This is a genomic window from Marinobacter alkaliphilus (assembly GCF_055394375.1).
Map to the genome: position 1 here is coordinate 1,498,090 of NZ_AP043751.1, position 25,281 is coordinate 1,523,370.

Below are 25,281 nucleotides of genomic sequence, written 5' to 3' on the forward strand. Positions count from 1 at the left end.
TTTGTTCTATCCTATGTCCAACACTGATGATTCGCAAAAAAGGACCCCCATGTTGCCATTCCGGGTTGTTGACCGTCTGAAGTTCATTGTCGAGCGCCAACTTGTCAAAGGGGCTGGATTCCAGTTACTGGTTGTCGGCTTCTTTATTGGGCTTATTTCGCTGATCGGCGGGATGCTTGTGGTGCCCCAGGGGGGAGAGTTCGACGACCCGGGCTCGGCTGTCTGGTGGGCGTTTCTGAGGCTGACCGACCCGGGTTATCTGGGCGACGATGTGGGTACCTGGCAACGGGTGGTCTCCACATTGCTGACCGTGCTCGGTTACGTGGTGTTTATGGGTACCCTGGTGGCCATCCTGACCCGCTGGTTGATTGCGAAGATGGAAGAGCTGGAGCGGGGCCTGACACCAGTCACCCTGAAGAACCACTTTGTAGTGCTTGGCTGGACAGCTCAAACGCCGCCACTGGTGGCTGAGCTGTTCAGCTCTACCGGTCGGATGCAGCGTTTTCTGGAGAAGCACGACACACAGAAGTTACGGTTGGTAGTTCTGGCCGAAGAAGCCAGTGCAGAGCAGGCTCACGAGCTGGGGAATGAGCCCGGTGTTGGGCGCCGGGCCCGGGAGGTGATTCTTCGCAGTGGCTCGGCCATCCAGCCGGACGCCTTGCACCGGGTAGCGTGTCTGGATGCCGCTGCGGTGATTGTGCCAAGCCAGGTTCACGATGCCGGAAGCTTGGTGACGTCAGATGTGGAAACCGTCAAGGCGCTGTTGTCCATCGCTGCCCAGGCTCGCCATCTGAACGCCCCCCTTCCGTTTGTCGTGGCTGAGATACAGGACATGCGCAAACTGTCGGTGATTGAACGTGCCTATCCGGGGGCGGTAGAGGTGGTGGCCGGCGATGTCACCATCAGCAGGTTGATGGTGCAGAACGTACTGCATCCCCATCTTTCTGAGGTCTATAACGAACTGCTAACCGCGGGAGAAGGCAGTGAAATTTTTGTCCGGGGCGGTGAAACCGCCGAAGGCTTGAGCCTGGGCGAACTGGCGACCCAACGCCCGAGTGCCATTGTTCTTGGATTGTTGCAGCCCGCCGGTAGCGGCTGGAACGTCAACCTGCTGGCACCCGCAGACACGATTATTCGCCGCGAAGACCGCGTGGTGCTGTTGGCCAGAGATTACGAGCATACGGGGGCAGACCCGAAAGCGGAACCGCTGCCTGTTGTTGAAAGGACCGCTGCACGGCCCCACACAACTGGCGGTTCGGGGGCTCACCGGGTACTGGTTTTGGGCTGGAACCGCCGGGTACCCAGCCTGGCGGCGGAGTTCAGCAGTTACAAAGGGCGCAAATTCATGTTGAACATGGTGTCTGCCACCCCATTAAAAGAACGCCAGCGAGAAATTGACCGTTACGGCGTTGATCTTGAAGCCATCGACGGTCAGTTGCTGGAAGCTGACTACATGGTGGAAGACGATCTGCGAAAACTGAACCCCGCCAGCTACGATACGGTCATTCTGCTGAGCAGTGACCGCCTTGGTTCCGGGGAAGAGGCCGATGCCAGGGCCATGGTTGGTTACCTGCAGCTGGAAGAGATTCTGGCCGAGGCGCCCCGGCGCCCGCAGGTAATCATGGAGTTGAGTGATCCCAACAACCGCCAGCTGCTCTATGGCCACCAGAGTGAGATGCTGATCAGCCCGATGATCCTGAGCCACGTTCTGGCTCAGGTAGCCCTGCGTCGCGAACTCCGGGTAGTGTTGGATGAGTTGTTTACTGTGGGTGGTGCCGAGATTCAGTTTCGCGATCCCCACGATTACCCGTTGCCGGCGAGCGCGGATTTTCAGCTGCTTGAAAAAATTGTCGCCGCCAGCGGTGATGTTGCCCTGGGCGTTTATCGTGCAAAGGCTAATGAATTGGGGCGGCACCTTCAGCTGAATCCGCCACGAAAACAGTTCCTGGAGCTGCAGCCACAAGACCGGATCGTGGTGTTGGGAACCAGCTGAACGGGTTCAGGTGGCACCGACTTTGTGGTCCGGACCGGGGGGGACTTTTTGGGCCAGTGACTTGACGTGATCGCTCAAACCCACCGCCTGCTCAATATCGATGACCAGCGCGATGCCGGTACTAAGGCTTTCATCCAGTTTGCCGGCATTGCGGACAGCCGCCAGCACAGGGTCAACCCGGCGGCTTTCTACGAGAATCAGCAGTACATCTCTCGGGTCCAGTATTTCCAGTCCGAAAATACCCAGGGTTTTCTTCAGGCCCTGGCCTCGGGCATTGGTAATAATGGTAGCTCCGGTTGCTCCTGCTTCCCGGGAGGCGTCCAGTACCTTATCGGTTTTGTCCTCATCGACAAAAACCATCAGCAACTTGAATTCCATGGTGCTCTCCAGTGACTTGTTTCAGAAGCTATTCAACCTGTTCAAGCAACACCGCCATAATGTCGTCCATGGTGACAAAGCCCAGCAGATCATTGTCCTCCAGTACCAGGATGCGTTTTACCCGGTGTTCGGTCATCAGGCTGGCGACCTGGCGAACAGCGAGACTTTTCCCTACCGAGATTGCCGGCTTGGCGCAGGCGTCGTAAACGTTCAGCAGGTCAATGTCACCTTCTTCGGCAACAACGGTCTTGAGCACATTGGTGTAGGTAATCAGGCCGTAGGCATCATTTGGGTGCTGTTTCTCGACCACCAGGGATTTCACGTTATGCTTCTTCATCAGGCTCAGGGCTTCCCGCAGCTTGGCGAAGGGGGAAACACAAACCACGTCGGTAACCATGACCTCTTTGACCAGTTTCATCTCCGGTGCTCCTTAGATATTTTCTTTCAGATGCTGTTCAAACTTCTGGAACTGGGACATATCAATGCCGCCCAGGTGTTCCAGCGGCAGGGTGAATACCAGTCCCTGGGAATCGTTTTCCGCCGGCATCAAAAGTTTTTGAATGGATTTGAGTATCTGCAAGGACAGGCCCTTTTCCAGAACCATCACCAGCACACTCTGGCTGCCGTCGTAGGTCAGGCCAAAGAAGGTCTTCTTGGCCGTGTTGCTGATGCCCCGGCCGGAAAGCACGGTAATGCCGCCGGCGCCCAGATCGCGGGCGGCATCTATGCATTCCTGTTCCTGGTCTTCCGGAACAATGGCTACGAGAACGGAAAATTTCATGGTCGCACCTCTCTGCGGTCTGTCAGCCATTGCATGACAATGGCGTAGAGCATCACCGTAACAATAGGAAAGATAGAAGCGAAAGCAATCAGGCCGAAGCCATCAATCAACACACTTCGGCCCTCGATATTGGTGGCCAGGCCAATGCCGAGGGCGGTCACCAGGGGCACGGTCACCTCGGAGGTGGTCACCCCGCCCAGATCGTAGGCCAGGGCCACGATATATTTCGGGGCCAGGGCGGTCAGGATGATGACTACCGTGTAGCCACCCATAATGTAGTAATGCATGGAGCCGCCAACAATGATCCGGTGCACCCCGATGCTGATGCCAACGGCCACGCCCAGGGCAACCAGAATGCGAATGGCATTACCGTTGATCCGCCCGGAGGCGGCCTCTTCGGCCTGCTTGCCCACAGCGAGCAGGGCCGGCTCGGCCATGGTGGTGGCAAATCCGATCATAAAGGCGAACAGATAGATGAAGCCGAACCTCTCGAGCTCAATCAGCTGCTCCGCCATGCTGGTGCCAATCGGGAACAGGCCCATCTTGAGGCCGACGACAAAGGCATACAGGCCCAGAATAACCAACAAAAATCCGAACAGGATCTTCGGCGGATTGGACAAGCCCCGGCGCAGGACGATGTACTGGAAGAACAGAATGGTTAGGATGATGGGCAGCACGTCCCGGAACATCTCCGCCAGCTCCAACAGCATTTTCAGGGCGCCGGAGATGGCTTCGCCTTCGTCCTGCAGGAGCATGGGGCCCGCTTCGTCGGATACGCCGCCGCTGTAAACCACGATGCCGTAGAGTTGCACAGTAATCATGGGCACCATGACCGCCAGGGCCACCAGGCCAAAGCCATCGGTGAGCGGATTGCGGCCCCGAATGGAAGCGGCCAGGCCGATGCCCAGGGCAGCAATAAGCGGCACGGTAACAATGTTGGTGGTGACTCCACCGGAGTCGTAGGCCAGCCCGACAATTTCTTCCGGAGCGAACCAGGTGACGATGACCACGGTGATGTAACCGATGATCATGAACCAGTGCAGCGGGTAGCCGAAGATGGTCCGGAACACGCCGAGGGCGATCACCACGCCAACCGACGTGGCGACCAGAAGCCGGAGGGTGAGAGCGTCAATCTTGCCTTCGCTGATCTCCTGGGCCTGTTGGGCTACGGCAATCAGGGCGGGCTCTGCCACCACGGCGGAGAAACCCATGGCGAAACCAAACGAGAGCAGGATAGGTACCGACCCCCGCTTGGCAAACTGGTTGGACAGGCTTTTGCCCACCGGGAAAATAGACAGCTCAAGGCCCTGAAGGAACAGGGCGACACCGGCAGCAACAATCAGCAGGCCAATGGCCATGCTGAGTGTATTGTCCGGCATCTGCTGAAGTACGACCAACTGGAAGAACACAACCACCGCAATAATCGGAAACAGATTCTTCAGTGCGTGCAGCAGCGAGTGGCCGAAAGCGCGGATGTAGAACACCGGATACCTCTGTTACCCGTCGTCGCCGGGGCGTGATATTAATCAAGTGGCTGAATCATAGCATGTTATAGCGTGGCCAAAATGACCGGGCTCAAGAACGGCTCTGGTCTACCGGCTTATCCATTTTTGGTATTCACCAGAAAAATGCCGAAAATACACCATATAAATTTCAATTATAAATCGGAAAGCACTAAAGTTACGCCCAACGTCATCCCCTGCCGGGTTGTATGAGCAGGCGGTTGGCTCCGGAGGCTGCTGGCAGCAGCGTTTCCGACCCTTTTGAACACTAACGTAGAAAGGATAGAGACCATGCCCTACGCACAAGACGTCGACCAGATTGCTTCCATCCTGAAGCAGAACCCGACCTGGAATGCTATCAACCCGAAGCACGCTGCCCGCATGCGCGCCCAGAACAAATTCAAGACTGGTCTGGACATCGCCAAGTACACCGCCAAGATCATGCGCGAAGACATGGCTGCTTACGACGCCGATTCTTCCCAGTACACCCAGTCTCTGGGTTGCTGGCACGGTTTCATCGGCCAGCAGAAGCTGATCTCCATCAAGAAGCACTTCGGTACCACCAAGCGTCGTTACCTGTACCTGTCTGGCTGGATGGTTGCTGCCCTGCGTTCCGAGTTCGGCCCGCTGCCTGACCAGTCCATGCACGAGAAGACTGCGGTTTCTGGCCTGATCGAAGAGCTGTACACCTTCCTGCGCCAGGCTGACGCATGGGAACTGAACCACCTGTTCCGTGCCCTGGAAGAAGCTGAAAACGCCGGCGACACCGCCAAGGCTGCCGAGCTGATCAAGCAGATCGACAACCACGAAACTCACGTTGTGCCGATCATTGCCGACATCGATGCTGGTTTCGGTAACGCAGAAGCGACCTACCTGCTGGCCAAGCAGATGATCGAAGCCGGTGCTTGCTGTATCCAGATCGAGAACCAGGTATCTGACGAGAAGCAGTGTGGCCACCAGGACGGTAAAGTAACCGTTCCCCACGCCGACTTCCTGTCCAAGATCAACGCGGTTCGTCTGGCGTTCCTGGAACTGGGTGTGGACGACGGCGTGATCGTTGCCCGTACTGACTCCCTGGGTGCTGGTCTGACCAAGCAGATCGCTGTAACCAACGAGCCGGGTGACCTGGGTGACCAGTACAACAGCTTCCTGGACGGCGAGTACATCGAAGACGCTTCCCAGATCGAGAACGGCGACGTTGTGATCAAGTCCAACGGCAAGCTGCTGAAGCCGAAGCGTCTGGCCTCTGGCCTGTTCTGCTTCAAGCCGGGCTCTGGCGAAGACCGTGTTGTTCTGGACTGTATCACCAGCCTGCAGAACGGTGCAGACATGCTGTGGATTGAGACCGAGAAGCCGCACGTTGGTCAGATCGCTGCCATGGTTAACCGCATCAAGGAAGTAGTGCCCGACGCCAAGCTGGTTTACAACAACAGCCCGTCCTTCAACTGGACCCTGAACTTCCGTCAGCAGGTATTCGATGCCATGAAGGAAGAAGGCAAGGATGTATCTGCTTACGACCGCGCCAAGCTGATGAGCGCCGAGTACGACAACACTGAGCTGGGCCAGCTGGCTGACGAGTGGTGCCGTAACTTCCAGCGTGATGCGTCCCGTGAAGCGGGTGTGTTCCACCACCTGATCACCCTGCCGACGTACCATACTGCGGCTCTGTCTACCGACAACCTGGCCAAGGGCTACTTCGGTGACGAAGGCATGCTGGCGTACGTTGAAGGTGTTCAGCGCAAGGAAATCCGTCAGGGCATCGCGACTGTGAAGCACCAGGACATGGCCGGTTCCAACATCGGCGATGACCACAAAGAGTTCTTCGCTGGTGAAGCGGCTCTGAAGGCCGGTGGTAAAGACAACACCATGAACCAGTTCGGTTAATCGACCGGTTCCGGTTGTCCGGCAGGCACGCGGTGCCTGCCAGCTACCCGAGACCCCGCAAGGCTTTTGCTTTGCGGGGTTTTGTTTTTTTAACACGTCTGATTTTGGCTATCTGCCTGATTCCCCGCCTTTCTTTTTTGTTTGTCCAAGTGTCGTTAAAACCTGCTGTTTCAGTAATGGAACAGGTCGTCCTGGTGTTCGCTCTGGTGTCGAGCAGTATCACTCCTGAAGATCTATATAAGTCAGATAGATAACAGCTGCTTGGTAAGGTTGGCACGGTAATCGCTCCAATACATGAGCGGGTCTGGACCTTGGCTTACCCGGTTGCTGGCGGGTTGGGTCGGATTCCTCAAAGCCAACAAACTCAAAGGAAATGACATCATGAATACCAAGAAAAGTCTGCTAGCAGCTGCCATCGCCATGAGCATGGGTATCTCCGGTTACGCTATGGCACAACAGGGAGGAGACGGCGACCCCAACAACAACGCCAATGACAATTCCTCTGCCAACACCAATTATTCCGGAAACACGGATTCCGGTAACGACAACTCCACCGACAACTCCGATAACTCGAACAATTCAGACAACAGCACCGATGTGTCTGATTCGTTCAAGATTGCCGACAGTGGCAACAACATGTCGGATAATTCAAACAACTCCGATAATTCGAACAATTCGGATAACTCCAATAATTCCGACAACTCGGATAATTCGGACAACAGCACCAATGTTGCCGACGCCTTCAAGATTGCCGATAGCGGCAATACCGATGCATCGGACAACTCCGACAACTCCGACAATTCGGATAACAGCACCAATGTCAGCGATTCCTTCAAGATCGCCGACAGCGGTAACACCGACAACTCGGATCATTCAGACAATTCGGATAACTCCGATAACTCTGACAATTCCGACAACAGCACTAACATCAGCGATTCGTTCAAGATTGCTGACAGTGGCAACAGTGACAGTTCCGATAACTCCACCAACGCCACTGATTCCTACAACACCGACAGCAGCGACAATTCAGATAACAGCACCACCACGCTGAATCTGTCCCTGGAAGTGTTCATGAACGATGCCGAGCTCAATGGCTCTGTATCGGGGACCAACGTCACCTACGGCAGTGCTAACGGTGAAAGCTCCTATGTGGATACCCGGGCCTCCAATGAGATTTCCGGTGGCTCCGCTAACTTCACTGGTGTCGGAGCCTTCGCCCAGAACGCGGGCGTGGGCAGCGTGACTCAGGCCAACGTCAGTGTGATGTCCAACCTCAACGCGGGTGGTGGCACCAACTGAGGCAATCAGGGCTGCTCCGGGTGTTGAACCGGGCAGCCCTGTGTTGTCGGGAGATGTGTCATGACAAGGTGCGTCACGCTTTTACTGGTACTGGGCAGCCTGTTTGCCATAACGGCGAACGCGGGTGACTGGCCCGATGTAGAACCACTGAGTGCCGAACAGCTGGATTCCGCCAGCGGTCGCCAGGGCATCTCCATGCAATGGCAGCTGAATGAAACCCAGCAGAATGGTCTGGTCAGTGGCAACGTACTGTCCGGCCCGGTGATTACCGGCGACAACCGGATCAGCGACCACGCCTTCGACAATATGAACGGCGTTGCCACGGTGATTCAGAACAGTGGTAATCAGGTCGTCATCCAGGACAGTACCCAGATCAACATACTCATCAACCATTGAAACCGGAGGCGGGCCATGGCGGGAATACGACAGCTGGTGACGGGTGTTCTGGCGACCCTGCTGTGGCCTTCGGCTTTTGCCGGAACCGTGTTGGTTCCCGGCCCCGGGGGCGATGTGCAGGTTAGTGTCAGCAGTTTTCTGGACCAGCGATACCAGGATGTCTTCCGGCAACAGTACGATTTCAGCTGTGGCTCTGCAGCGCTGGCCACCTTGTTGTCGTTTCACTATGACCACCCGGTCAATGAACAGGAGGTGTTCATCGGGATGCTGGCCATCGCCGATGAAGACAAGGTTCGTCGGGAAGGTTTCTCCATGCTCGATATGAAGCGCTACCTGGAAGCGGAGGGGTATCAGGCCGACGGATTCCGGCTGCCCCTGAGTGGACTGCGAGAACAGGTACGTGTGCCGGTGATTGCCCTTGTGACCCTGGGGGGCTACCGGCATTTTGTGGTTATCCGGGGCATAAGTGAGCGCGAGGTGTTGGTGGCAGACCCCGCCCGGGGTTTGAAGGCCTATAGTTGGGCTGAATTCGAGCAAAGCTGGGATGGCTCAGCGTTCGTGATTCGTAGCCATCTGGACCAGGGGCGGTCCAGCTTCCTGGCAGACGGCCAATGGCCTGGACTGGCCCGGGCACCGCTGTTCAAAGGTCTCAAGGGGCCGGGTGTTGGCCATACCTTGCCCTATTGGCCCAGCGCACAGGAGTGGTGAGATCATGACAAAGGGTACCGGTCTATCCATGGTTTTTCTGCTGGTGGCACCGCTCGCCTGGTCCGACATGCGGGTGTCAGCACCTCCACTCAGCGACAACGAACTGGCCGAATTACGGGGCGGATTTGTGCTGGATAATCTGGAGATTGCCATTGGCCTAGAGCAGGTGGTGGCGGTCAATGGGGATACCCTGGTGGTCAACAGACTGCAGATTCCCGACCTGAATCGCCCGGTGTCCAATGCCTGGAGTAGCCAGATGGAAACCGTGCTGTCCGCGAACGTCCCCGGCTTGCAGGGGCTGGAGCTGGTGTCTGGCGCGGCGGGTAATGGGGGCTGGATGACTGTGATCCAGAACAGCCTCAACAGCACGGTCATTCAGAACACCCGGCAGCTGAATATTGAACTCAACAACCTGGGTGGCGCCTATCGCCTGCCCAGAGACTCCGGCCTGCCTCTGATCCTGCCCTGATTGCCGGTTAAAGGTTGATCGGCAGTTTCAGTGTGATTTCACTGTTAGGTGCGTTATCGGTAACGCCAACGGCGACTGTCAGGCTCAGGGTGGTTGCTGGTGATAACCGATGAGACAGGCCGAAGGACAGTGAACCTACCTGAATACGATCAAAATTGGCGGCGAACAGATCGTTGTTGTGTTCAAAGGTGGTTTTACGAATCACCGAGTGGTCGTAGCCGAGGCTGAAAGACGTCCGTTCGTTAAACGCAAAGCCCATGCCGAATCCGAAGCGGACCACGTCGCCCGGGTCTACGGTGCCGCCATTTTCAAAGCCCTGTTCCTCCTTGATGGTCCAGACGTAACTGAGGTTGCCAAACAGCACAGCCGGGTCGGTCGGGTAAATGAACGAGAGGCCAGGTTCGACCGACCAGAAGCCGGATCCTGTCGGCCGTTCTGCCAGTTCGATGCCGATGGGGTTGCCGCTGTTGTCGGTGAGCACCCGTTGTTTGACGTCGTAAGGGCCGTCGCCGGTCGGGGCTTTGGCTCGGAACACTCCGATCAGATAGGGCCAGCCATCGAGCCCGTCGTTGAGCTGGTAACGCACGGCCAGTTCAACATCGCCAAGTCCTTCACCGGACGATTCTCGCAGGGTGTCTACCGGCGTACCCTGGAAAATCTCCCTTTCCCGAAGATCCTCCCGGATACTCAGGTATGGTACCCGAACGCTGCCCTCAAACCGGCTGGTGAACCCATACTTCAGGGACACGGCGCTGACGAAAATGTCTCGCTGAATTTCGGAGATGTTGATCAGGCCAATCAGCAACGCGGGAATGATGGTGTAGCCCTCCACCGCAACCCGAGTGGCGTTACTGTGGGCGTGGGAGAACGAGGGCTCGATGGTGAAGCGGCCGGGCCGGGTCACTATGCCCCGATCTGCAGTGATTGAGGCGATGTCCGTTGCGGTATCCTGAACGGCCTGTTGTTGGGCGGCATCCGTGGTTGTTCTGGGCCTGGCGTCTGGTTCAGGTGGCGCGGCATTGGCTGTGCTTGCCAGGGCTGCGGCTAACGCTATCGGGGTCAGTGGTTTCATGTTCGGTCTCCTTGCCCTCTGCCGGGGTTCAGGTTGATGCTGGAAGGGAGCTGCAGGTTGTGCTTTTCGAGTAGCCGGTAAAACGACACCCGGGAAATCTTCAGTAGGCGAGCGGCGGCGGAAACGTTCTGGTGGGTAAGCGACAGGCTGGTGGAGATAGCCTGCTCCTCAGCCCTGGCTCGGAACGCCTCAAGGGTGAACCGGTCTGGTTGGGCAGGGGCGCCGGTTGGCTCCAGCCCCAGATCTTCGGGCGTAATATGCAGTGACTTAGTCATCAGCACCGCCTGGCGGATTCGATTCTGCAATTCTCGGAGGTTGCCCGGCCAGCTATGGCGAGCCAGAGTAACCAGGGTGTCGCTTCCGATCTGATATTGGCTTCCATCGCAGGCATCCAGCGCTCGGCGGGCCAGGAATGGAATGTCCTCGAGGCGTTCTTTCAAGGTAGGCAATGTCACGCTCAGATTGCCCAGCCGGTAGAACACATCGGATCGAAACAGCCCCTGTTCCACCCTCTTTTCCAGGGGCACGCTGCAGGTTGCGATGATGCGGACGTTGACCTTTATCGGGCGACTGGCGCCGACAGGCTCAATGATACCGTCCTGAAGGAATCGCAGGATCGCTGATTGCTGTTCCAGGCTTAGTTCATCGGCGCCGGTGAGGATCAGGGTGCCGCCATCGGCTGCAGCGATCCGGCCCATGCGCTTGTTCAAGGCGTGGGTAAAGGCCCCCCGTTCGTGTCCGAACAGCTCGCTCTGGGTTAATGAAGCGGGCAGGGCGGCGCAGTTTACATTGACCAGGGCCTGCGTGCGCCGATCGGAGTGCTCGTGGGCGAAGCGTGCCGCCGCCTCTTTGCCGGTTCCGCTGGCGCCGTAGATCAGCAACGGCTCGTTGGTGATGGAGAACTTGCGAACCAGGCTGCGGGCCATGCGAATGGCACTGGAAGGACCCTCCAGCGCGTACTGCTGATAATCACTGGCATGGTCGGAACTGGCCAATGCTTCGGTCAGTTTCGACATGCCCCACATGTGGCCAAGGCTGTCGGACAGGCGGTAGGGGGCGATGGGAAGGGTGTGGTAATCCTGGCAGAATTCCCGAATCAGTTGGCGCACCGCCGGGTGTTGCAGCTGCTCGCGCCGAACCAGGGCGAGCCAGGACGATACCGGTAAAGCCTCCAGCCAGGGCGCGAACAGCGGTAACCCGGCAAGCTCGAGATCGGCAACAACACACACACCCACTGCCAGCCCCCGCCAGTGCGGCAAAATGGCCAGGGATTGGGTATTGATATCAACCGGTACAATCGCCCACTGGGATGTGAGTGATGGCGGTACCGTGTTTTCGCCTGAATCCGCCGACAACCAGACGAGCGGTCGTTTCTGTTCCATAACCTTGCTCCTGCAAAGTGACTGAACAACCGACTGCTTCTGTTGGGAATCTTGGGGGAGCGAATGCGGAAACTGCTATAGTCGACCACGGCCCTGTGACCTGCTGATGAGCTTTGTCATGCAGGCGGAATCCCTGACAACCAGGCAAGCAGATTCTGCACCAGTTCTCTGGGGCGTTGACAATACAGCGAGTTGGAGATGGGTGTGGGGCGCACTGACAAGAGCTCTGTAAGGAAAGCTGACATGTCTGGCCGAAGAGTGGAGTGGCTCCATGCTATCTGATCAATGGACGGTGTTTCTGATTCTGGGCGCAACCCTTGCCCTGTTTATCTGGAACCGCCTGCGCTTCGATATCGTAGCCATGCTCGCCTTGCTGGCGGTTGCTGTCTCCGGCCTGGTTGCCCCCGACCAGTTGTTCGCGGGCTTTGGTCACCCGGCGGTGATTACCGTAGCCGCTGTATTGGTGATCAGCCAGGGGCTGGTGAACGGTGGTGTTGTGGATGCGGTCGCCCGATTGCTTGGTAAGGTTGGGCGTAACGCCGTTCTGCAGGTCATCACCCTGACTCTGGTGGTGGCCTTGTGTTCCGGCTTTATCAATAACGTGGGTGCGCTGGCGCTGTTGATGCCCGTGGCGATCTGGATGTCGCGGCAGTCCGGGCGCTCTCCGTCTTTGCTGCTGATGCCACTTGCCTTCGGCTCTTTACTGGGAGGCACCATTACCCTGATTGGTACACCCCCCAATATCATTATTGCCAGTTATCGCGAAGCGGGCTCTTTCGGCCTGTTTGATTTTGCGCCTGTTGGGCTGGCCATTACCGCTGTCGGCATTGTGTTCATCGGTGTGATTGGCTGGCGCCTGACACCCAAACGCGACGACCCGGCCGGTGGCGACAAACTGTTCAGCGTTGGTGAGTATGTTACCGAACTGAAGGTGCCGGAAGAGTCGCCCTTTGCCGGTGGCACACTGCACAACCTGCTTACCTCGGGTGGCACCGAGAAGAGCCTGGTGGTACTGGCATTGATTCGGGGAGAGGAGGTCTCGCCAGCACCATCAACCTTCAACGTGCTGAAGTACGGCGATGTGCTGTTGGTGGAAGCCGACACCGAGAGTCTGCAGGAGTTTGTCGAGCAAACCGGGCTGGCACTTGCCAATGCGGTGAACGACGAGGATGAAGAAGGGAAAGAATCGCAGCCAATGACATCCCGAGAGGGCACCGAAGAGCAGGTGGCCGCCGGGGACGTTCGACTGACGGAAGCCGTGATTTCACCATCGTCGCGTTTAATCGGGCGTTCTGCCAACCGACTGAACCTGAGAGAACGCTACGGTTTGAACGTGGTGGCCATTGCCCGGCAGGGGCACCGACTAAAGCGGCGCCTGGCAGACATCCGATTCCGTTCCGGGGATATCCTGCTGGTGCAGGGCTATGAAGACAATTTGTTATCGACACTGCAAACCCTGGGTTGCCTGCCGCTGGCCGGCGGGGTGTTCCTCGCCGCCATCGCGATCATCCTGTCTGGCCTGCTGACACCGCCCGTGGCGCTGGTGGCCTGTGCGGTGGCCATGGTGCTGGTGCAGTTGATGGATGCCGGCGATGCCTACCGAGCCATCGACTGGCCGGTGATCGTGCTGCTCGCCGCAATGATTCCCGTAGGGCAGGCCCTTGAAACCACGGGTGGTGCTGCGTTGATAGCTGAGCAGATCCTGACGGTTGCCCAGGGGCAGGCCGCCTGGGTCGCCTTGACCATCATCCTGGTGGGCACCATGTTGTTGTCGAACGTGGTCAACAACGCGGCGGCGGCCATTCTGGTCGCCCCGATAGCTCTCGGGGTGTCCAGCCAACTTGGATTGGCATCGGATGCAGTGTTGATGGCGGTGGCCGTAGGCGCTTCCTGTGCCTTCCTTACCCCGATCGGGCATCAGTCCAATGCCCTGGTTATGGAGCCTGCGGGTTATCGTTTCGGGGATTATTGGCGCCTTGGCTTGCCGTTGTCGGTGCTCGTGACGGTTGTCGGAGTGCCGATGATACTTTGGGTCTGGGGATGACTAGCGTTCGGCCAATAGGCCCCGGAAGTAAGCCTCTACAAAGGTAGGCGCCACGTCAGCCAGCGGCCATTGCTCTGGATCGGCCAGCCAGTCAAAAAACAGTCCCAGCATTTGTGTATGCAGCAAGTAGGCGGCCTGGGCGGGCGTTAGTTCCGGGTGTAGCTTTATCCGGTTTTCCGGGCGTCCCAGGATTTCCGTGACAAATTCTGTGGCTTCCCGGGCCAGCTCCCGGTGTTTGGCAATGGCCTGGTCGGATTCATTGCGATGGAACAGGATCATGTACACGCGAAAGTAGCGGGTATCCTGGGCCAGCTTGCGTAATGCCACAACGCACAGGTTTTTCAGGCTCTCAAGCCCCTGATCGGCTTCCGCAGTTTCATCCATCATCTCACCCAGAGGCGCCCGTACCCGTTCCAGCATGGCGTCCAGAATGTCGGCCTTGTTACGGAAATGCCAGTAGACCGCGCCGCGCGTAACGCCGGCCTTGCGGGCGATCTCTTCCAGCGAGGTCTTTGCAACGCCCTTGTCCATAAAGACGCATTCTGCCGCATCGAGAATGGCTTCCCGGGTGGCTTCGGCTTCGGCTTTTGTTTTTCGTGCCATGATTAATCGCAGTCATCTGATGGGAAAAACCGAAGTATAAAGGAAATTAGTTTACATACATACATGGATGGATGTATTTTAGCGCCCTATTAACGTTATGTATTATCCCGGGCTCGCTATTCCATCCCGGCTCGCCTTATGTCTTTAAACCGGTTTTCAGGAGACCGCGCCATGCGCATTGATAACGTTCACCGGCCGATGGCTCGCAACGGCTTTTTGGTTGCAGGTTTGTCATGCCTGTTCATTCTGGCTGGTTGCAGTAACGACGACGCAGGCAGTCAGCAGGGCGGCGGTATGCCGCCAGCAGCCGTGGTGGTTGAGCGAGCCGTGGCCGAAAACATCAGTGTGCGCCAGGATTATGCCGGCCGCGCTCGGGGTGCCCGTGAGGTAGAAGTGCGGGCGCGGATTCAGGGTATTCTGGAAGAGCGTCTGTACGAAGAAGGCCAGATGGTTCAGGAGGGCGACCCGCTGTTCCGGATCGATCGCAAGCCTGCGGAAGCGGCCTTGCAACGGGCCCAGGCTCAGCGCCAGGTGGCCGAGGCCGACCGGCGCCAGGCTGAACGGGAGTGGAACCGGATTTCATCACTGTTCCAGCGCAACGCGGTGAGTGAACGGGACCGGGATGCTGCCCAGTCCGCACTGGAGCTGGCCCAGGCCAATCTGGCGGTGGCCAATGCCGGCGTCGCCCAGGCGGAGCTGGACCTTGGTTATACCTCGGTAACCGCGCCGGTCAGCGGTGTCACCAGCCTGGAAGATTTTCCCGAAGGCAGTCTGATCAGCTCCGGTACCCTGCTGACCACGATTGTCCAGCTGGACCCGATCCATGTGCGCTTTGCCCTGCCTGAGAACGACGCCAACATTCGCCGGGCTGCCCGCGAGGGGATGCGCGGTGCCGGCGATCAGGAAGTGGCCGCCCGTCTGATACTGGCCGACGGCCAGGAATATGAGCTGGATGGGCAGATCGACTTTACCGCCTCCACGCTGGACCCGCGTACCGGTACAGTATCGGCCCGCGCGGTCTTTGGTAACCCGGAGAATGTGATCGTGCCCGGCCAGTTTGTACGGGTTCGGGTTGAGTTGCAGAGCTTCGAAGATGCCATCGCAATTCCGGAAAGAGCGGTGACTCAGGGGCCGAACGGGCCGGTGGTCTATGTGGTTGACGATGAGAGCACCGCAAAGGCACGTCGGGTAGAGCTTGGCCCGGTGAGTAGCGGTCGCCAGATCATTCTCAGCGGCCTGGAAGAAGGTGATCGTTACATCGTCAGCGGCCTGGTTAACCTGCGTGATGGCGCAACGGTAAACGTCACCAATACCGATGATGAGGGAGGCTCAGACTGATGCTGCGGACCTTCATCGACCGGCCGATCTTCGCATCGGTCGTTTCCATCATCATCACGCTTGGTGGTCTTCTGGCGCTAATCGGGCTGCCCGTAGAACAGTATCCAAACGTAGTTCCGCCCCAGGTGGTGGTGGACGGCCGGTTCCCGGGTGCCAGCGCGGACGTGATTTCGGATTCAGTGGTGGCGCCGCTGGAGCAGGAAATCAACGGCGTGGACAACATGATCTACCTGGAATCCAGCGCCACAGATTCCGGCAGCTTCCGGGTGACGGTCTCGTTTGAGATTGGCACCGATCCTGACCAGGCCACCATCAACGTCAATAACCGGGTACAGCAGGCGCTGGCTCGCCTGCCCCAGTCCGTCCGTAACCAGGGGTTGAAAGTGGAAGCCCGTTCCACCTCCATCCTGCAAGTGATTACCCTGTCTTCTCCGGATAACACCATGGATGTGGTGGAGATCTCCAACTATGCCTTGCTGAACGTGCTGGATGAGTTAGTGCGGTTGCCCGGTATTGGCGATGCCTCCCTGTTCGGGGCCCAGGATTATTCCATGCGGGTGTGGCTGAGGCCGGACAAACTCGCCCAGTACGAGCTGACTCCCAACGATGTAGCCATTGCCTTGCGCGCCCAGAACGCCCAGTTTGCGGCGGGTCGGATCGGGGCGGAACCAGCGCCCGAAGGGCAGGCGTTCACCTTCAGCGTGTCAGCCCCGGGCCGGCTGACCAGCCCTGAAGAGTTCGGTGAGGTGATCCTGCGCAGTGATGATCAGGGTGCCTCCCTGCGCCTGAAAGACGTGGCCAGAATCGAGCTGGGCGCCCAGAACTACGACTTCGCAGCGGTCTACAATGGTGGTGCCACCGTGCCCATGGGGGTGTACCTGCAGCCCGGTGCCAATGCCCTGGACGCTGCTGATGCCGTGAACGCGGCCATGGAAGAAATTGCAGACCGCTTCCCGGAGGGCCTGGAATACAACGTGCCCTACGACACCACCCGGTTCATTGATATCTCGATCCAGGAGGTGATCTCCACTTTCATTGTGGCGGTGTTGCTGGTGGTGCTGGTGACCTTCCTGTTCCTGCAGCATTTCAACGCTACCCTGATACCGCTGATTGCCATCCCGGTGTCTCTGATTGGCACCTTTGCCGGCATGCAGGCACTGGGGTTCTCGGTCAACTTGCTGACCCTGTTCGGCTTGATACTGGCGATCGGGGTAGTGGTGGATAACGCCATCATCATCATGGAAAACGCCGAGCGCCTGATGAAAGAGCAGGGCTTGTCTTCCTACAATGCGGCGGTTCTGACCATTCAGCAGGTGTCCGGCGCGGTGGTGTCTTCCACTCTGGTATTGGTGGCGGTGTTTGCCCCGGTGGCCTTCCTGGGCGGGCTCAGCGGTGAGCTGTACCGACAGTTTGCGATAACCATCGCGGTGTCGGTGGTGATATCCGGCATCGTGGCGCTGACCCTGACACCGGCGATGTGTGCTTTGTTGCTTGGCCACGAAGGCAAACAGTTGGCAGTATTCCGCTGGTTTGACGCCGGCTTCGACAAACTCACTAACGGCTTCTCTGCCGTGGTGGACTGGTTACTGCGCCATGCGGTGATTGGCGTGCTTCTGTTTGCCGCGATGCTTGGTGGCACCGCCTTCCTGCTGAACAAAATGCCCTCTGGCCTGGTGCCCCAGGAAGACCAGGGGTTTGTGCTAGCGGCCTACTCGCTGCCCCCCACCTCGGCCCTGAGCCGGACGGCGGACACTCGCGACCAGCTGGTTGAGCAGATGATGCAACTGCCGGAAGTGAAAGACGTGGTGTCCTTTGCCGGTTTCGACATCATCTCCAGCGCTCTGCGGACCAACAGTGGTGTGGCCTTCGTGACACTGGAAGACTGGGCAGAGCGGGAAGGCGAGGGCCAGAAGGCGGCCGACATCGCCAACAAGATCATGGGCATTGGCTTTGGGATGCCGGAAGCGTTTGTGATTGCCTTTACCCCGCCTCCGATTCAGGGCTTGTCCACCACCGGTGGTGTGGAAGGCTATATCCAGGCCCGTGGTGGCCGCACCCCGGCTGAGATCAAGGCCATGGCAGACCAGTTCACCCAGGCCGCCAACGCGCGGCCGGAATTGCAGAATGTGCGGGTGACCCTGGATACCGGCATTCCCCGTTACAAGGCCAACGTGGATCGGGAAAAAGCCCAGGCTGCCGGGGTTCCGATTGACCAGATCTTCACCACCATGCAGAGCACCTTCGGTGGCCTGTACGTGAACGACTTTACCCTGCAGGGCCGTAACTGGCAGGTCAATCTTCAGTCAGAAGGTGAGTTCCGTAGCCATCCGGACGACCTGCGCCGGGTGTTTGTGCGCTCCAACTATGGCGAGATGATTCCGCTGAGTTCCCTGGTGGAACTGGAGCGGGTCAGCGGCCCCGATATCCTGAACAGGTTCAACGTGTATCCGGCCGCCAAACTGCTGGCAGACCCGTCGCCGGGCTTCACCACCGGTGACGCCCTGGCGGCCCTGCAGGCGGTGGCGTCGGAACAGTTTGATCGTAACACCCTGCTGGGCTGGACCGGTGAAGCCTACCAGCTGCAGGATTCTGCGGACTCCGGCACTCTTGCCTTCGGCATGGGCCTGTTGCTGGTATTCCTGATCCTGGCCGCCCAGTACGAACGCTGGGGCTTGCCGGTGGCGGTAGCGACCGCTGTGCCGTTCGGTGTCTTTGGTGCTGCTCTGGCATCGTTACTCCGTGGTTTCCCCAACGATATCTATTTCCAGGTGGGCCTGCTGGTGTTGATTGGCCTGGCGGCGAAAAACGCAATCCTGATCGTCGAGTTCGCCGCCCAGAACCGGAAAAGCGGTATGAGTTCCTTTGATGCTGCCAGCACGGCTGCACGGCAGCGTTTCCGGGCGATTATGATGACAGCACTGACGTTCATCGTGGGTTCCATGCCGCTGGCCTTCAGTACCGGTGCAGGTGCGGTGTCCCGTCAGGAAATCGGTACCGTGGTGGTGGGTGGTATGCTGGCCGCCAGTACCCTGGCGCTGTTCTTCGTGCCGTTGTTCTACAAGCTGATCGAAGATCTTGCCGATTGGCGGCGTAACCGCAAGAAGGCTGCCTGAGGTGGCCTGATTTTCTGCGCCTATCGTATTGATAGCGACTGAACCGCCGTGGGTTTTGCCCTCGGCGGTTTTTTCTTTGTTATTCTTTCGGACAGGCAGAAGATACGAAGAGCAGGTGGGGAAGGCCTTTCCAAAACCTTGCGGAGCCATGGATGGCGGAGCAGAGCGTACAGGGATGTATTCACAGCGTGTTTTGGAAAGGCCTTCCCCATCTGCTCATACCACCGAGCCAGACGGCAAACGTATTTAGACTCCGGAGTTGCGGCACATGGTTGCTCAAGTGAAAAAGTTACAGCTATTAGATGAGTTGGAACTGGCCAGATCACGCACGGAGCAACTGATCTGCACGCTGCCGGAGCAGCAACTCGATGTTCCCTACCATCCCGGTGTGAACCCTCCGCTCTGGGAAATGGGGCATTCTGCGTTCTTCTACGAGGTCTTCGTGTTCAACCTGCTGGATGGCTCGCCCAGTTATGATCCAGCTATGGATGACCTGTGGGATTCCTTCCATGTTGACCACAAAGATCGTTGGCGCCGGGATATGTTTCCCGGCCGTGAGGAAACGCTCACGTACTTCAATGCCATTTACGATCGGGTTGCAGAGCGCATCAAGAGCCGTGAGTTGACCGAGCGGGAGCTGTATCTCTACCGCTACGCGATTTACCACCAGAACATGCACATCGAATCGCTGATCTGGTGCCGGCAGACGGTGGGGTATCCGGCGCCTTTGGACTTCAAGGCTGACCGGCCATCCCCGGGCGAGGCGATCGCCGGGGATGCGGAAATCCCTGCCGGGCGCTGGGTAATTGGTATGCCTGGCGAGTCGGAGCAGTTCGCCACCGAAGACTTTGCCTTTGATGCCGAGAAACCCCGCTTCGAGATTGAACTACCGGCGTTTGCCATCAGTCGTACGCTGGTGAGCAATCGGGATTTTCAGGCGTTTGTGGACGATTGCGGCTACCAGCGGCCTGAGTTGTGGTCGTTCGGTGGCAGGAAATGGCTGGAGTCTGAGCAGGATGTCAGCCTGGTGTACGGTGTAACGGAACCCCTGATGCATGTACCCCGGCACCCGTTGTACTGGCGCTGGCATGACGGCCAGTGGCAAGAGCGGGTGTTCGACCAGTGGCTGGCCCTGGAACCGGATGCGCCGGTTACCCATGTGACCTATTGGGAAGCGGAGGCGTACTGCAAGTGGGCGGGGCGTCGGTTGCCGACGGAGTATGAATGGGAAGTGGCAGCGCTGGGCAACAAGCCCGGGGAACCGTTCCGCCGTTATCCCTGGGGCAATGACGCCCCGGACAGTTCAAGGGCGGATTTGGACGGCCGCACCATGGCCCGGAATCCGGTGTTCGACTATCCCGCCGGGGCCAGCCGGTCGGGTTGCCGGCAGATGATCGGTGCGGTGTGGGAGTGGGCCACCAACGACTTCTTGCCCTATGACGGTTTCAAGGTGGACATGTACCCGTTTATGTCCACCTTGCAGTTTGCCACCCATAAGGTCACCAAGGGTGGCAGCTGTGCCACGTCATCCAACCTGATTCGAGGCACCTACCGGCAGGCTTACCTGCCGTTTCGCAGCGATGTGTTTACCGGGTTCCGGACCTGCGCTATTTGACGTTGTCGGCCAGGAATTCCCGGAATAGCCGGGCAGATTCTGCCGGCGTTTCAACCATGGGCGCATGGCCAATATCGTCCAGGAGCACTTTGCGTGCATTGGGGATGGCGTCAACGAACACATCGGCGTTGCGGTAGTCGATTACCCTGTCCAGCTTACCCCAGACCACCAGTACCGGAGCTTCGATCCGGGTAATGGCGTCGCGGAAGTCTGGCTCAAATCCGGTGTCGCGAATGGCGGCAAAGATAACCTCGTTCACTTCCCGGTTGGCGATGGCTTTTTCTTCCATCACATCAAAAATCGGCCAGGGTACGAAGGGGCGCTTTTCGAGAGCGAAGTCCAGAAGCTTGTCAAAATCACCTTTCTTCTTCGGGATCAGCGGGTTGTCACCATCCAGCACCCGATCTACCAGTTCGCTTTCATACTCAAAGATACCGGCGGGATCGAAGAGCACTGCGGTTTGAATCTGATCCGGATGGGTGGCGGCGTAGAGCGCGGTGATCGCGCCCCCCATGGAATTGCCCATCATATGAAACTGCTTTACGCCGAGTTCGGCCAGGACCTGATTCAGGTAATTCACCTGATCTTCAAACCGGTAGCCGATGTCCAGGGGTTTGCTGCTGTCGCCATGGCCAGGCAGGTCGATGGCGTAGACGTTGAATTCGCCTTTGAACTCCTTGGCGAGGCGGGTCCAGTTATCCTTGTTGGCGCCGAAGCCGTGTATCAGAACCAGCGTGTCACCTTCTACAGCCTCTTTGCTGCGCAGGTAGGTAATGTCCAGCTCGCCAACCGTGACTTCCGCTGTCTCAAGGCCGGCGCTGGAACGCTCCCAGCCAATGGCGCTGTCGTAGATGCTCTGTTTGGAGCAGGCACTGATAAGAAGGGTGGCGATGAGCAGCAGGGCAAGGTTGAGCGCGTTTCGGGGCACGGAGAACTCCTTTTCATTGTGGTCGTTGTGAACGCTAACACTACCCCAGAAAAAAGCCCGGTCAATGGCCGGGCTGAAGTTTTCCTGAGTCAGGCTGGTCCGTCAGCCATTTGTGTGGAGACGTCGATCAGAAATCGACGGTAATGCCCAGGGATGCCGTACGCGGCAGATTCGGCCGGGCGCCATCCGGTGAGCGAGCGATGATTTTCTGGGTATCAAACACATTGTCGAGCTTGGCAAAAACGCGGGCGCCTTCGGCGACGCGGTAGCTGCCGGAGAGATCAACCACGGTCAGCGCCTCGGTCTTTCTGAAGGTGTTGTCGGTGCCGCTGCGATCACAGGTGTTGTCGATACACATCTCGTCAACGTATGACACGTTCAGGTAAGCGTCCCACTGGTCGCCGGCGCGCAGCCCGGTGCGCAGGTTCAGGACGTTTTCTGGCAGGTAGACAAGGTTGTCGCCCTTCAGAACATTACCGGAGTCGCTGTCTTTGGTGACCTCGGCATCGGTGAAGGTCCAGGTGGCTTCAACCGGAATCGACAGGCCGTTGCTCAGTGCGAACTCGTAGCCTGCCAGGGCTTCAATACCCTGAATGCGGGCTTCACCCTGACTGACCGAACCGGTGTCCTGGCCGCCAGCGCAAGGGGTAGCGACGGAGCAGTTCTGGACCGTGTTTTCATAGTCACTGTAGAAGCCGATCAGCTCGTAGCGACCAGCGCCGCGCTGAATCCGGGCGCCGAGCTCGTAGTTGGTGCTGAGTTCGGGCTCAACATCGGTGCTGCCGGCTCCAGCCGGAGCCATACCCCGATGAACACCGGCCAGAAGTGTGACGCCGCCATCCAGTTTGTAGGTTGCGCCCAGGCCTGGCAGAAGTTCACCAGTGCTGTTTGAGGCACGGTCCTGTACATCGGTGCGGGCCTCTTGCTGATAGCGTACACGACTGGTTTCGATATCCTCGTACCTGAGCAGGCCGGTGACGGTCAGTCGATCGTTTACGGTAACGCGGTCTGCAATGTAGGTGCTCCAGGCCTCGGCTTTTTCAATGGCGTTGTTGCTGCCACTGATGCCATTTCCGGAGGTGGTTGAGACATACTGCAGAACCGGACGGCCGTTCACGATGACCTGGTCGAAGGTATCTTCCGGCTGCAGGCGATCCACCTCGTCTTCGTGGTAGCGCAGGCCAAAGGTCAGGTCGTGACGCATTCCGCTCAGGTTAAGGCCCCAGTCCGCCACAAAGTCGATACCCTGGGATTCATATTCCCGGGCGTTGTTCTTGATCTTGATACCGGCGAGATCCGCCTCACCGCGAAGCTGCTGCTGGGCGAGGGCGTCACCACCATTGGCAGCATTGATCAGGGAGTTCAGCCCTGCCGCTTTGTACCAGTTGCGTTTGAATTCGTTGCGGTAGGCGGTGGTGGTCAGGGTTACATCGTTGTTGAAATCCACCAGGTGCCGGGCCATGAAACCGGTGCGCTGGGTATCCATGTTATCCCGCTCAGACGCGAAGTAGCGCTGGTCCGGGTTGGCATTGAAGTCCGCGTCGGTCAGGCCGAGGTAGGTTTCCAGGCTCAGCTCTTCGCTGTAATCCACTTTCAGGTCGAGCTGATGGTAGATGTCGGCGTCCGGGCGTGTGTTCAGGCGAAGCTTGGCGACATAATCCTGCTTGTCGAAGCCGGCTTCGCGGTCTGACTGGCGGATGTCCTTGAAGCCGTCACTTTCATGCTGGTGAGTTTCGATCAGCCATCCGGCCTGTTCGCTGTTGGCGCCATACCAGGCGTGGATGCGTTTGCCGTTATCTTCGGCAATTTCCGCCGTTACCCGACCGCCGGTCGTGGTCGGAATCGGCGTGGAGCGCAGGTTAATGGCGCCGCCAACGGTGGCCGGGCCGTAACGGAGCAGGTCTGGTCCTTTCAGCACTTCAACGCCGTTGATGCGGCCGAAGGACGGGAAGTAGTAGGCGGCCGGACCAGAGTAGGGAGCAGGGGCCATCAGCACGCCGTCTTCCATCAGGGTAACCTTGCCGGACCGGCCGGAACCGGAGCCGCGAATACCGATGTTAGGACGCAGGCCGTAGCCTTCCTCTTCAAGCAGATAAACACCAGGCACTTCCTTTACCACTCGGTGCACGTCCGTGTACTTCATGGTTTCCAGGTCTTCGTTTGTTACCACATGGGCTGAGCCCGGCAGGCTGGCGGCTGAGGTCTCATCCCCGATGATGACCAGCTCCTTCAGTGTGTGCTCCTGGGCAGCGGCAGGAAGGGAGGCGGCCATGATGGCGGCTACGATAAAACGGCGGGTAAATCGTTGTTGCATAATCGCATCCTGTGCAGGTGTCATTGAGTAAGGGTTGCAACTATACAAATGATAAGCGTTAACAACAAGTAATTATTATGATGTAGATTTGAAGTTCCTATTGGCTTTCGGCCATAAAAAACCCGGCGCGGGGCCGGGTTGTGACTCGCTAGCAGGCAGCTTTACCGTTCCCGGGCAATGGCCCGGTAGGCAATGTCGTTCCGATAGAACATGCCGTTCCAACTAATTTTCTTCGCCAGCTGGTAAGCCCGCTGCTGGGCCTCCGTCACGGTGTTGCCCAAAGCGGTGGCGCACAGAACCCGGCCACCGGCAGTCACCACGTTATCACCATCCAGCTTGGTACCGGCGTGGAAGACTTTCTCACCTTCTGTTTCACCTTCCGGCAGGCCGGAGATCACATCACCCTTGCTGTAGTCGGCAGGATAACCACCGGCCGCCAGCACAATGCCTACAGAGGCGCGGTCGTCCCACTCGGAGTCGCACTGGTCCAGTTTGCCATCTGCGGCGGCCTGGCACAGTTCCACCAGGTCCGACTTCATGCGCAGCATGATCGGCTGGGTTTCCGGGTCACCGAAGCGACAGTTAAACTCGATCACCTTTGGTGCACCGTTGGTGTCGATCATCAGGCCGGCGTACAGGAAACCCTTGTAGGGGTGACCTTCCGCGGCCATGCCGTTGACGGTGGGGTAGATCACCTCGTCCATGATGCGTTTGTGCACATCGGCTGTAACCACCGGGGCCGGAGAGTAGGCACCCATGCCGCCGGTGTTGGGGCCGGTGTCGCCGTCGCCCACCCGCTTGTGATCCTGGGAGGTGGCCATGGCTAGCACGTTCTTGCCGTCGACCATCACGATGAACGAGGCTTCCTCGCCGTCCAGAAACTCTTCCACCACTACGCGGCTGCCGGCATCGCCAAAGGCGTTGCCTGCGAGCATGTCGCGGATGGCATCTTCGGCTTCGGCCAGGGTCATGGCGACAATCACGCCTTTACCGGCGGCCAGGCCGTCGGCTTTGACCACAATCGGTGCGCCTTTTTCCCGCACGTAGGCGAGGGCCTCATCGACGTCAGTGAAGTTGGCGTAGTCGGCGGTCGGGATCTTCTGGCGGGCCAGGAAGTCCTTGGTGAAGGCCTTGGAACCTTCCAGCTGGGCGGCGCCGGCGCTGGGGCCGAAGATGCGCAGGCCGCGGGCTTCAAACTTGTCCACCACGCCGGCTACCAGCGGGGCTTCCGGGCCGACGATGGTCAGGCCCACGCTATTCTGCTCGGCAAAATCCGCCAGGCCGTCCAGGTCCATCACGTCCAGATCGACGTTGTCCAGGTTTGGTTCCCGGGCGGTGCCGGCGTTACCGGGCGCTACGAAGACTTTGTCTGCCAGGGGGGATTGCGCGGCTTTCCAGGCCAGGGCGTGTTCGCGCCCGCCACTGCCAATAACCAGAATGTTCATGTGTTGCTCCTGAATTC

General features: G+C 58.4%; 20 protein-coding genes. 10 read left to right on the forward strand and 10 right to left on the reverse strand.

What is annotated here, in order from left to right:
• Nucleotides 1–49: 49 nt before the first annotated feature.
• Complete coding sequence (locus ACZ5Q2_RS06695; protein ID WP_061330739.1) at nt 50–1,993, forward strand: CASTOR/POLLUX-related putative ion channel; 1,944 nt, start codon at nt 50–52, stop codon at nt 1,991–1,993.
• A 6-nt stretch (nt 1,994–1,999) separates the two neighbouring features.
• Here the strand turns inward: ACZ5Q2_RS06695 and ACZ5Q2_RS06700 are convergent, their stop codons facing one another.
• Genes ACZ5Q2_RS06700 through ACZ5Q2_RS06715 form a run of 4 tightly spaced genes read right to left on the reverse strand, consistent with a single transcriptional unit; the run spans nt 2,000 to nt 4,636 of the window.
• A complete protein-coding gene (locus ACZ5Q2_RS06700; RefSeq protein ID WP_061330738.1) occupies nt 2,000–2,371 on the reverse strand; it encodes a P-II family nitrogen regulator in 372 nt (123 codons plus the stop codon).
• A gap of 28 nt (nt 2,372–2,399) precedes the next feature.
• On the reverse strand, nt 2,400–2,789 hold the full coding sequence (locus ACZ5Q2_RS06705) for a CBS domain-containing protein (protein ID WP_058092434.1): 390 nt from the start codon (nt 2,787–2,789) through the stop codon (nt 2,400–2,402).
• Nucleotides 2,790–2,801: 12 nt separating this feature from the next.
• Complete coding sequence (locus ACZ5Q2_RS06710; protein ID WP_058092435.1) at nt 2,802–3,152, reverse strand: hypothetical protein; 351 nt, start codon at nt 3,150–3,152, stop codon at nt 2,802–2,804.
• Entirely contained in the window at nt 3,149–4,636 is a 1,488-nt protein-coding gene (locus ACZ5Q2_RS06715) for a DUF1538 domain-containing protein (RefSeq protein ID WP_058092436.1), read from the reverse strand. The genes ACZ5Q2_RS06710 and ACZ5Q2_RS06715 overlap by 4 nt, the downstream gene beginning before the upstream one ends.
• Nucleotides 4,637–4,945: 309 nt before the next feature.
• On the opposite strand from ACZ5Q2_RS06715, the gene ACZ5Q2_RS06720 reads away from it, so the two are divergent.
• The 5 genes from ACZ5Q2_RS06720 to ACZ5Q2_RS06740 all read left to right on the forward strand — a co-directional run bounded on the left by ACZ5Q2_RS06720 (nt 4,946) and on the right by ACZ5Q2_RS06740 (nt 9,410).
• Nucleotides 4,946–6,538, forward strand: coding sequence for an isocitrate lyase (locus ACZ5Q2_RS06720; protein ID WP_061330737.1), 1,593 nt, complete (start codon nt 4,946–4,948; stop codon nt 6,536–6,538).
• A 381-nt stretch (nt 6,539–6,919) separates the two neighbouring features.
• Complete coding sequence (locus ACZ5Q2_RS06725) at nt 6,920–7,837, forward strand: hypothetical protein (protein ID WP_432210317.1); 918 nt, start codon at nt 6,920–6,922, stop codon at nt 7,835–7,837.
• Nucleotides 7,838–7,897: 60 nt separating this feature from the next.
• Nucleotides 7,898–8,233, forward strand: a complete 336-nt coding sequence (locus ACZ5Q2_RS06730; protein ID WP_058092439.1) for a hypothetical protein — start codon at nt 7,898–7,900, stop codon at nt 8,231–8,233.
• 15 nt (nt 8,234–8,248) lie between these two features.
• On the forward strand, nt 8,249–8,941 hold the full coding sequence (locus ACZ5Q2_RS06735) for a C39 family peptidase (protein ID WP_058092440.1): 693 nt from the start codon (nt 8,249–8,251) through the stop codon (nt 8,939–8,941).
• A 4-nt stretch (nt 8,942–8,945) separates the two neighbouring features.
• Nucleotides 8,946–9,410 (forward strand): hypothetical protein, encoded by a 465-nt coding sequence (locus tag ACZ5Q2_RS06740; RefSeq protein WP_058092441.1) that lies wholly within the window; start codon nt 8,946–8,948, stop codon nt 9,408–9,410.
• Nucleotides 9,411–9,417: 7 nt separating this feature from the next.
• On the opposite strand, the gene ACZ5Q2_RS06745 is transcribed toward ACZ5Q2_RS06740, so the two are convergent.
• Together ACZ5Q2_RS06745 and ACZ5Q2_RS06750 are read right to left on the reverse strand one after the other, a co-directional pair.
• A complete protein-coding gene (locus tag ACZ5Q2_RS06745) occupies nt 9,418–10,482 on the reverse strand; it encodes a transporter (protein WP_058092442.1) in 1,065 nt (354 codons plus the stop codon).
• Nucleotides 10,479–11,864 (reverse strand): sigma-54-dependent transcriptional regulator, encoded by a 1,386-nt coding sequence (locus tag ACZ5Q2_RS06750; protein WP_061330735.1) that lies wholly within the window; start codon nt 11,862–11,864, stop codon nt 10,479–10,481. The genes ACZ5Q2_RS06745 and ACZ5Q2_RS06750 overlap by 4 nt, the downstream gene beginning before the upstream one ends.
• Before the next feature lie 271 nt (nt 11,865–12,135).
• On the opposite strand from ACZ5Q2_RS06750, the gene ACZ5Q2_RS06755 reads away from it, so the two are divergent.
• Nucleotides 12,136–13,908 (forward strand): SLC13 family permease, encoded by a 1,773-nt coding sequence (locus tag ACZ5Q2_RS06755; protein ID WP_061330734.1) that lies wholly within the window; start codon nt 12,136–12,138, stop codon nt 13,906–13,908.
• Here ACZ5Q2_RS06755 and ACZ5Q2_RS06760 read toward each other — a convergent pair whose 3' ends face one another.
• Complete coding sequence (locus tag ACZ5Q2_RS06760; RefSeq protein WP_061330733.1) at nt 13,909–14,511, reverse strand: TetR family transcriptional regulator; 603 nt, start codon at nt 14,509–14,511, stop codon at nt 13,909–13,911.
• Between the two features lie 171 nt (nt 14,512–14,682).
• Here ACZ5Q2_RS06760 and ACZ5Q2_RS06765 point away from each other — a divergent pair, with 171 nt between their 5' ends.
• From ACZ5Q2_RS06765 to senA, 3 genes are all read left to right on the forward strand, one after another.
• Nucleotides 14,683–15,849 carry an efflux RND transporter periplasmic adaptor subunit gene (locus tag ACZ5Q2_RS06765; RefSeq protein WP_061330732.1) on the forward strand — a complete coding sequence of 389 codons (1,167 nt, stop codon included), beginning with the start codon at nt 14,683–14,685 and terminating at the stop codon, nt 15,847–15,849.
• Nucleotides 15,849–18,962 carry an efflux RND transporter permease subunit gene (locus ACZ5Q2_RS06770; protein WP_061330731.1) on the forward strand — a complete coding sequence of 1,038 codons (3,114 nt, stop codon included), beginning with the start codon at nt 15,849–15,851 and terminating at the stop codon, nt 18,960–18,962. Before ACZ5Q2_RS06765 ends, ACZ5Q2_RS06770 begins: the two co-directional genes overlap by 1 nt.
• Before the next feature lie 268 nt (nt 18,963–19,230).
• Nucleotides 19,231–20,577 (forward strand): selenoneine synthase SenA, encoded by a 1,347-nt coding sequence (gene senA, locus ACZ5Q2_RS06775; RefSeq protein WP_432210316.1) that lies wholly within the window; start codon nt 19,231–19,233, stop codon nt 20,575–20,577.
• On the opposite strand, the gene ACZ5Q2_RS06780 is transcribed toward senA, so the two are convergent.
• From ACZ5Q2_RS06780 to purD, 3 genes are all read right to left on the reverse strand, one after another.
• Nucleotides 20,570–21,505 carry an alpha/beta fold hydrolase gene (locus ACZ5Q2_RS06780; protein WP_432210315.1) on the reverse strand — a complete coding sequence of 312 codons (936 nt, stop codon included), beginning with the start codon at nt 21,503–21,505 and terminating at the stop codon, nt 20,570–20,572. The genes senA and ACZ5Q2_RS06780 overlap by 8 nt on opposite strands.
• 127 nt (nt 21,506–21,632) lie before the next feature.
• Nucleotides 21,633–23,819 (reverse strand): TonB-dependent receptor family protein, encoded by a 2,187-nt coding sequence (locus ACZ5Q2_RS06785; protein ID WP_432210314.1) that lies wholly within the window; start codon nt 23,817–23,819, stop codon nt 21,633–21,635.
• Between the two features lie 161 nt (nt 23,820–23,980).
• A complete protein-coding gene (gene purD / locus ACZ5Q2_RS06790; protein ID WP_061330727.1) occupies nt 23,981–25,264 on the reverse strand; it encodes a phosphoribosylamine--glycine ligase in 1,284 nt (427 codons plus the stop codon).
• Between the last annotated feature and the right edge of the window lie 17 nt (nt 25,265–25,281).

Excerpts from the sequence above, each read along its gene's own strand:
- ACZ5Q2_RS06695 (WP_061330739.1), top strand. The coding sequence starts at position 50 with ATGTTGCCATTCCGGGTTGTTGACCGTCTGAAGTTCATTGTCGAGCGC.
- ACZ5Q2_RS06700 (WP_061330738.1), bottom strand. The coding sequence starts at position 2,371 with ATGGAATTCAAGTTGCTGATGGTTTTTGTCGATGAGGACAAAACCGAT.
- ACZ5Q2_RS06705 (WP_058092434.1), bottom strand. The coding sequence starts at position 2,789 with ATGAAACTGGTCAAAGAGGTCATGGTTACCGACGTGGTTTGTGTTTCC.
- ACZ5Q2_RS06710 (WP_058092435.1), bottom strand. The coding sequence starts at position 3,152 with ATGAAATTTTCCGTTCTCGTAGCCATTGTTCCGGAAGACCAGGAACAG.
- ACZ5Q2_RS06720 (WP_061330737.1), top strand. The coding sequence starts at position 4,946 with ATGCCCTACGCACAAGACGTCGACCAGATTGCTTCCATCCTGAAGCAG.
- ACZ5Q2_RS06725 (WP_432210317.1), top strand. The coding sequence starts at position 6,920 with ATGAATACCAAGAAAAGTCTGCTAGCAGCTGCCATCGCCATGAGCATG.
- ACZ5Q2_RS06730 (WP_058092439.1), top strand. The coding sequence starts at position 7,898 with ATGACAAGGTGCGTCACGCTTTTACTGGTACTGGGCAGCCTGTTTGCC.
- ACZ5Q2_RS06735 (WP_058092440.1), top strand. The coding sequence starts at position 8,249 with ATGGCGGGAATACGACAGCTGGTGACGGGTGTTCTGGCGACCCTGCTG.
- ACZ5Q2_RS06740 (WP_058092441.1), top strand. The coding sequence starts at position 8,946 with ATGACAAAGGGTACCGGTCTATCCATGGTTTTTCTGCTGGTGGCACCG.
- ACZ5Q2_RS06745 (WP_058092442.1), bottom strand. The coding sequence starts at position 10,482 with ATGAAACCACTGACCCCGATAGCGTTAGCCGCAGCCCTGGCAAGCACA.
- ACZ5Q2_RS06750 (WP_061330735.1), bottom strand. The coding sequence starts at position 11,864 with ATGGAACAGAAACGACCGCTCGTCTGGTTGTCGGCGGATTCAGGCGAA.
- ACZ5Q2_RS06755 (WP_061330734.1), top strand. The coding sequence starts at position 12,136 with ATGCTATCTGATCAATGGACGGTGTTTCTGATTCTGGGCGCAACCCTT.
- ACZ5Q2_RS06760 (WP_061330733.1), bottom strand. The coding sequence starts at position 14,511 with ATGGCACGAAAAACAAAAGCCGAAGCCGAAGCCACCCGGGAAGCCATT.
- ACZ5Q2_RS06765 (WP_061330732.1), top strand. The coding sequence starts at position 14,683 with ATGCGCATTGATAACGTTCACCGGCCGATGGCTCGCAACGGCTTTTTG.
- ACZ5Q2_RS06770 (WP_061330731.1), top strand. The coding sequence starts at position 15,849 with ATGCTGCGGACCTTCATCGACCGGCCGATCTTCGCATCGGTCGTTTCC.
- senA (WP_432210316.1), top strand. The coding sequence starts at position 19,231 with ATGGTTGCTCAAGTGAAAAAGTTACAGCTATTAGATGAGTTGGAACTG.
- ACZ5Q2_RS06785 (WP_432210314.1), bottom strand. The coding sequence starts at position 23,819 with ATGCAACAACGATTTACCCGCCGTTTTATCGTAGCCGCCATCATGGCC.
- purD (WP_061330727.1), bottom strand. The coding sequence starts at position 25,264 with ATGAACATTCTGGTTATTGGCAGTGGCGGGCGCGAACACGCCCTGGCC.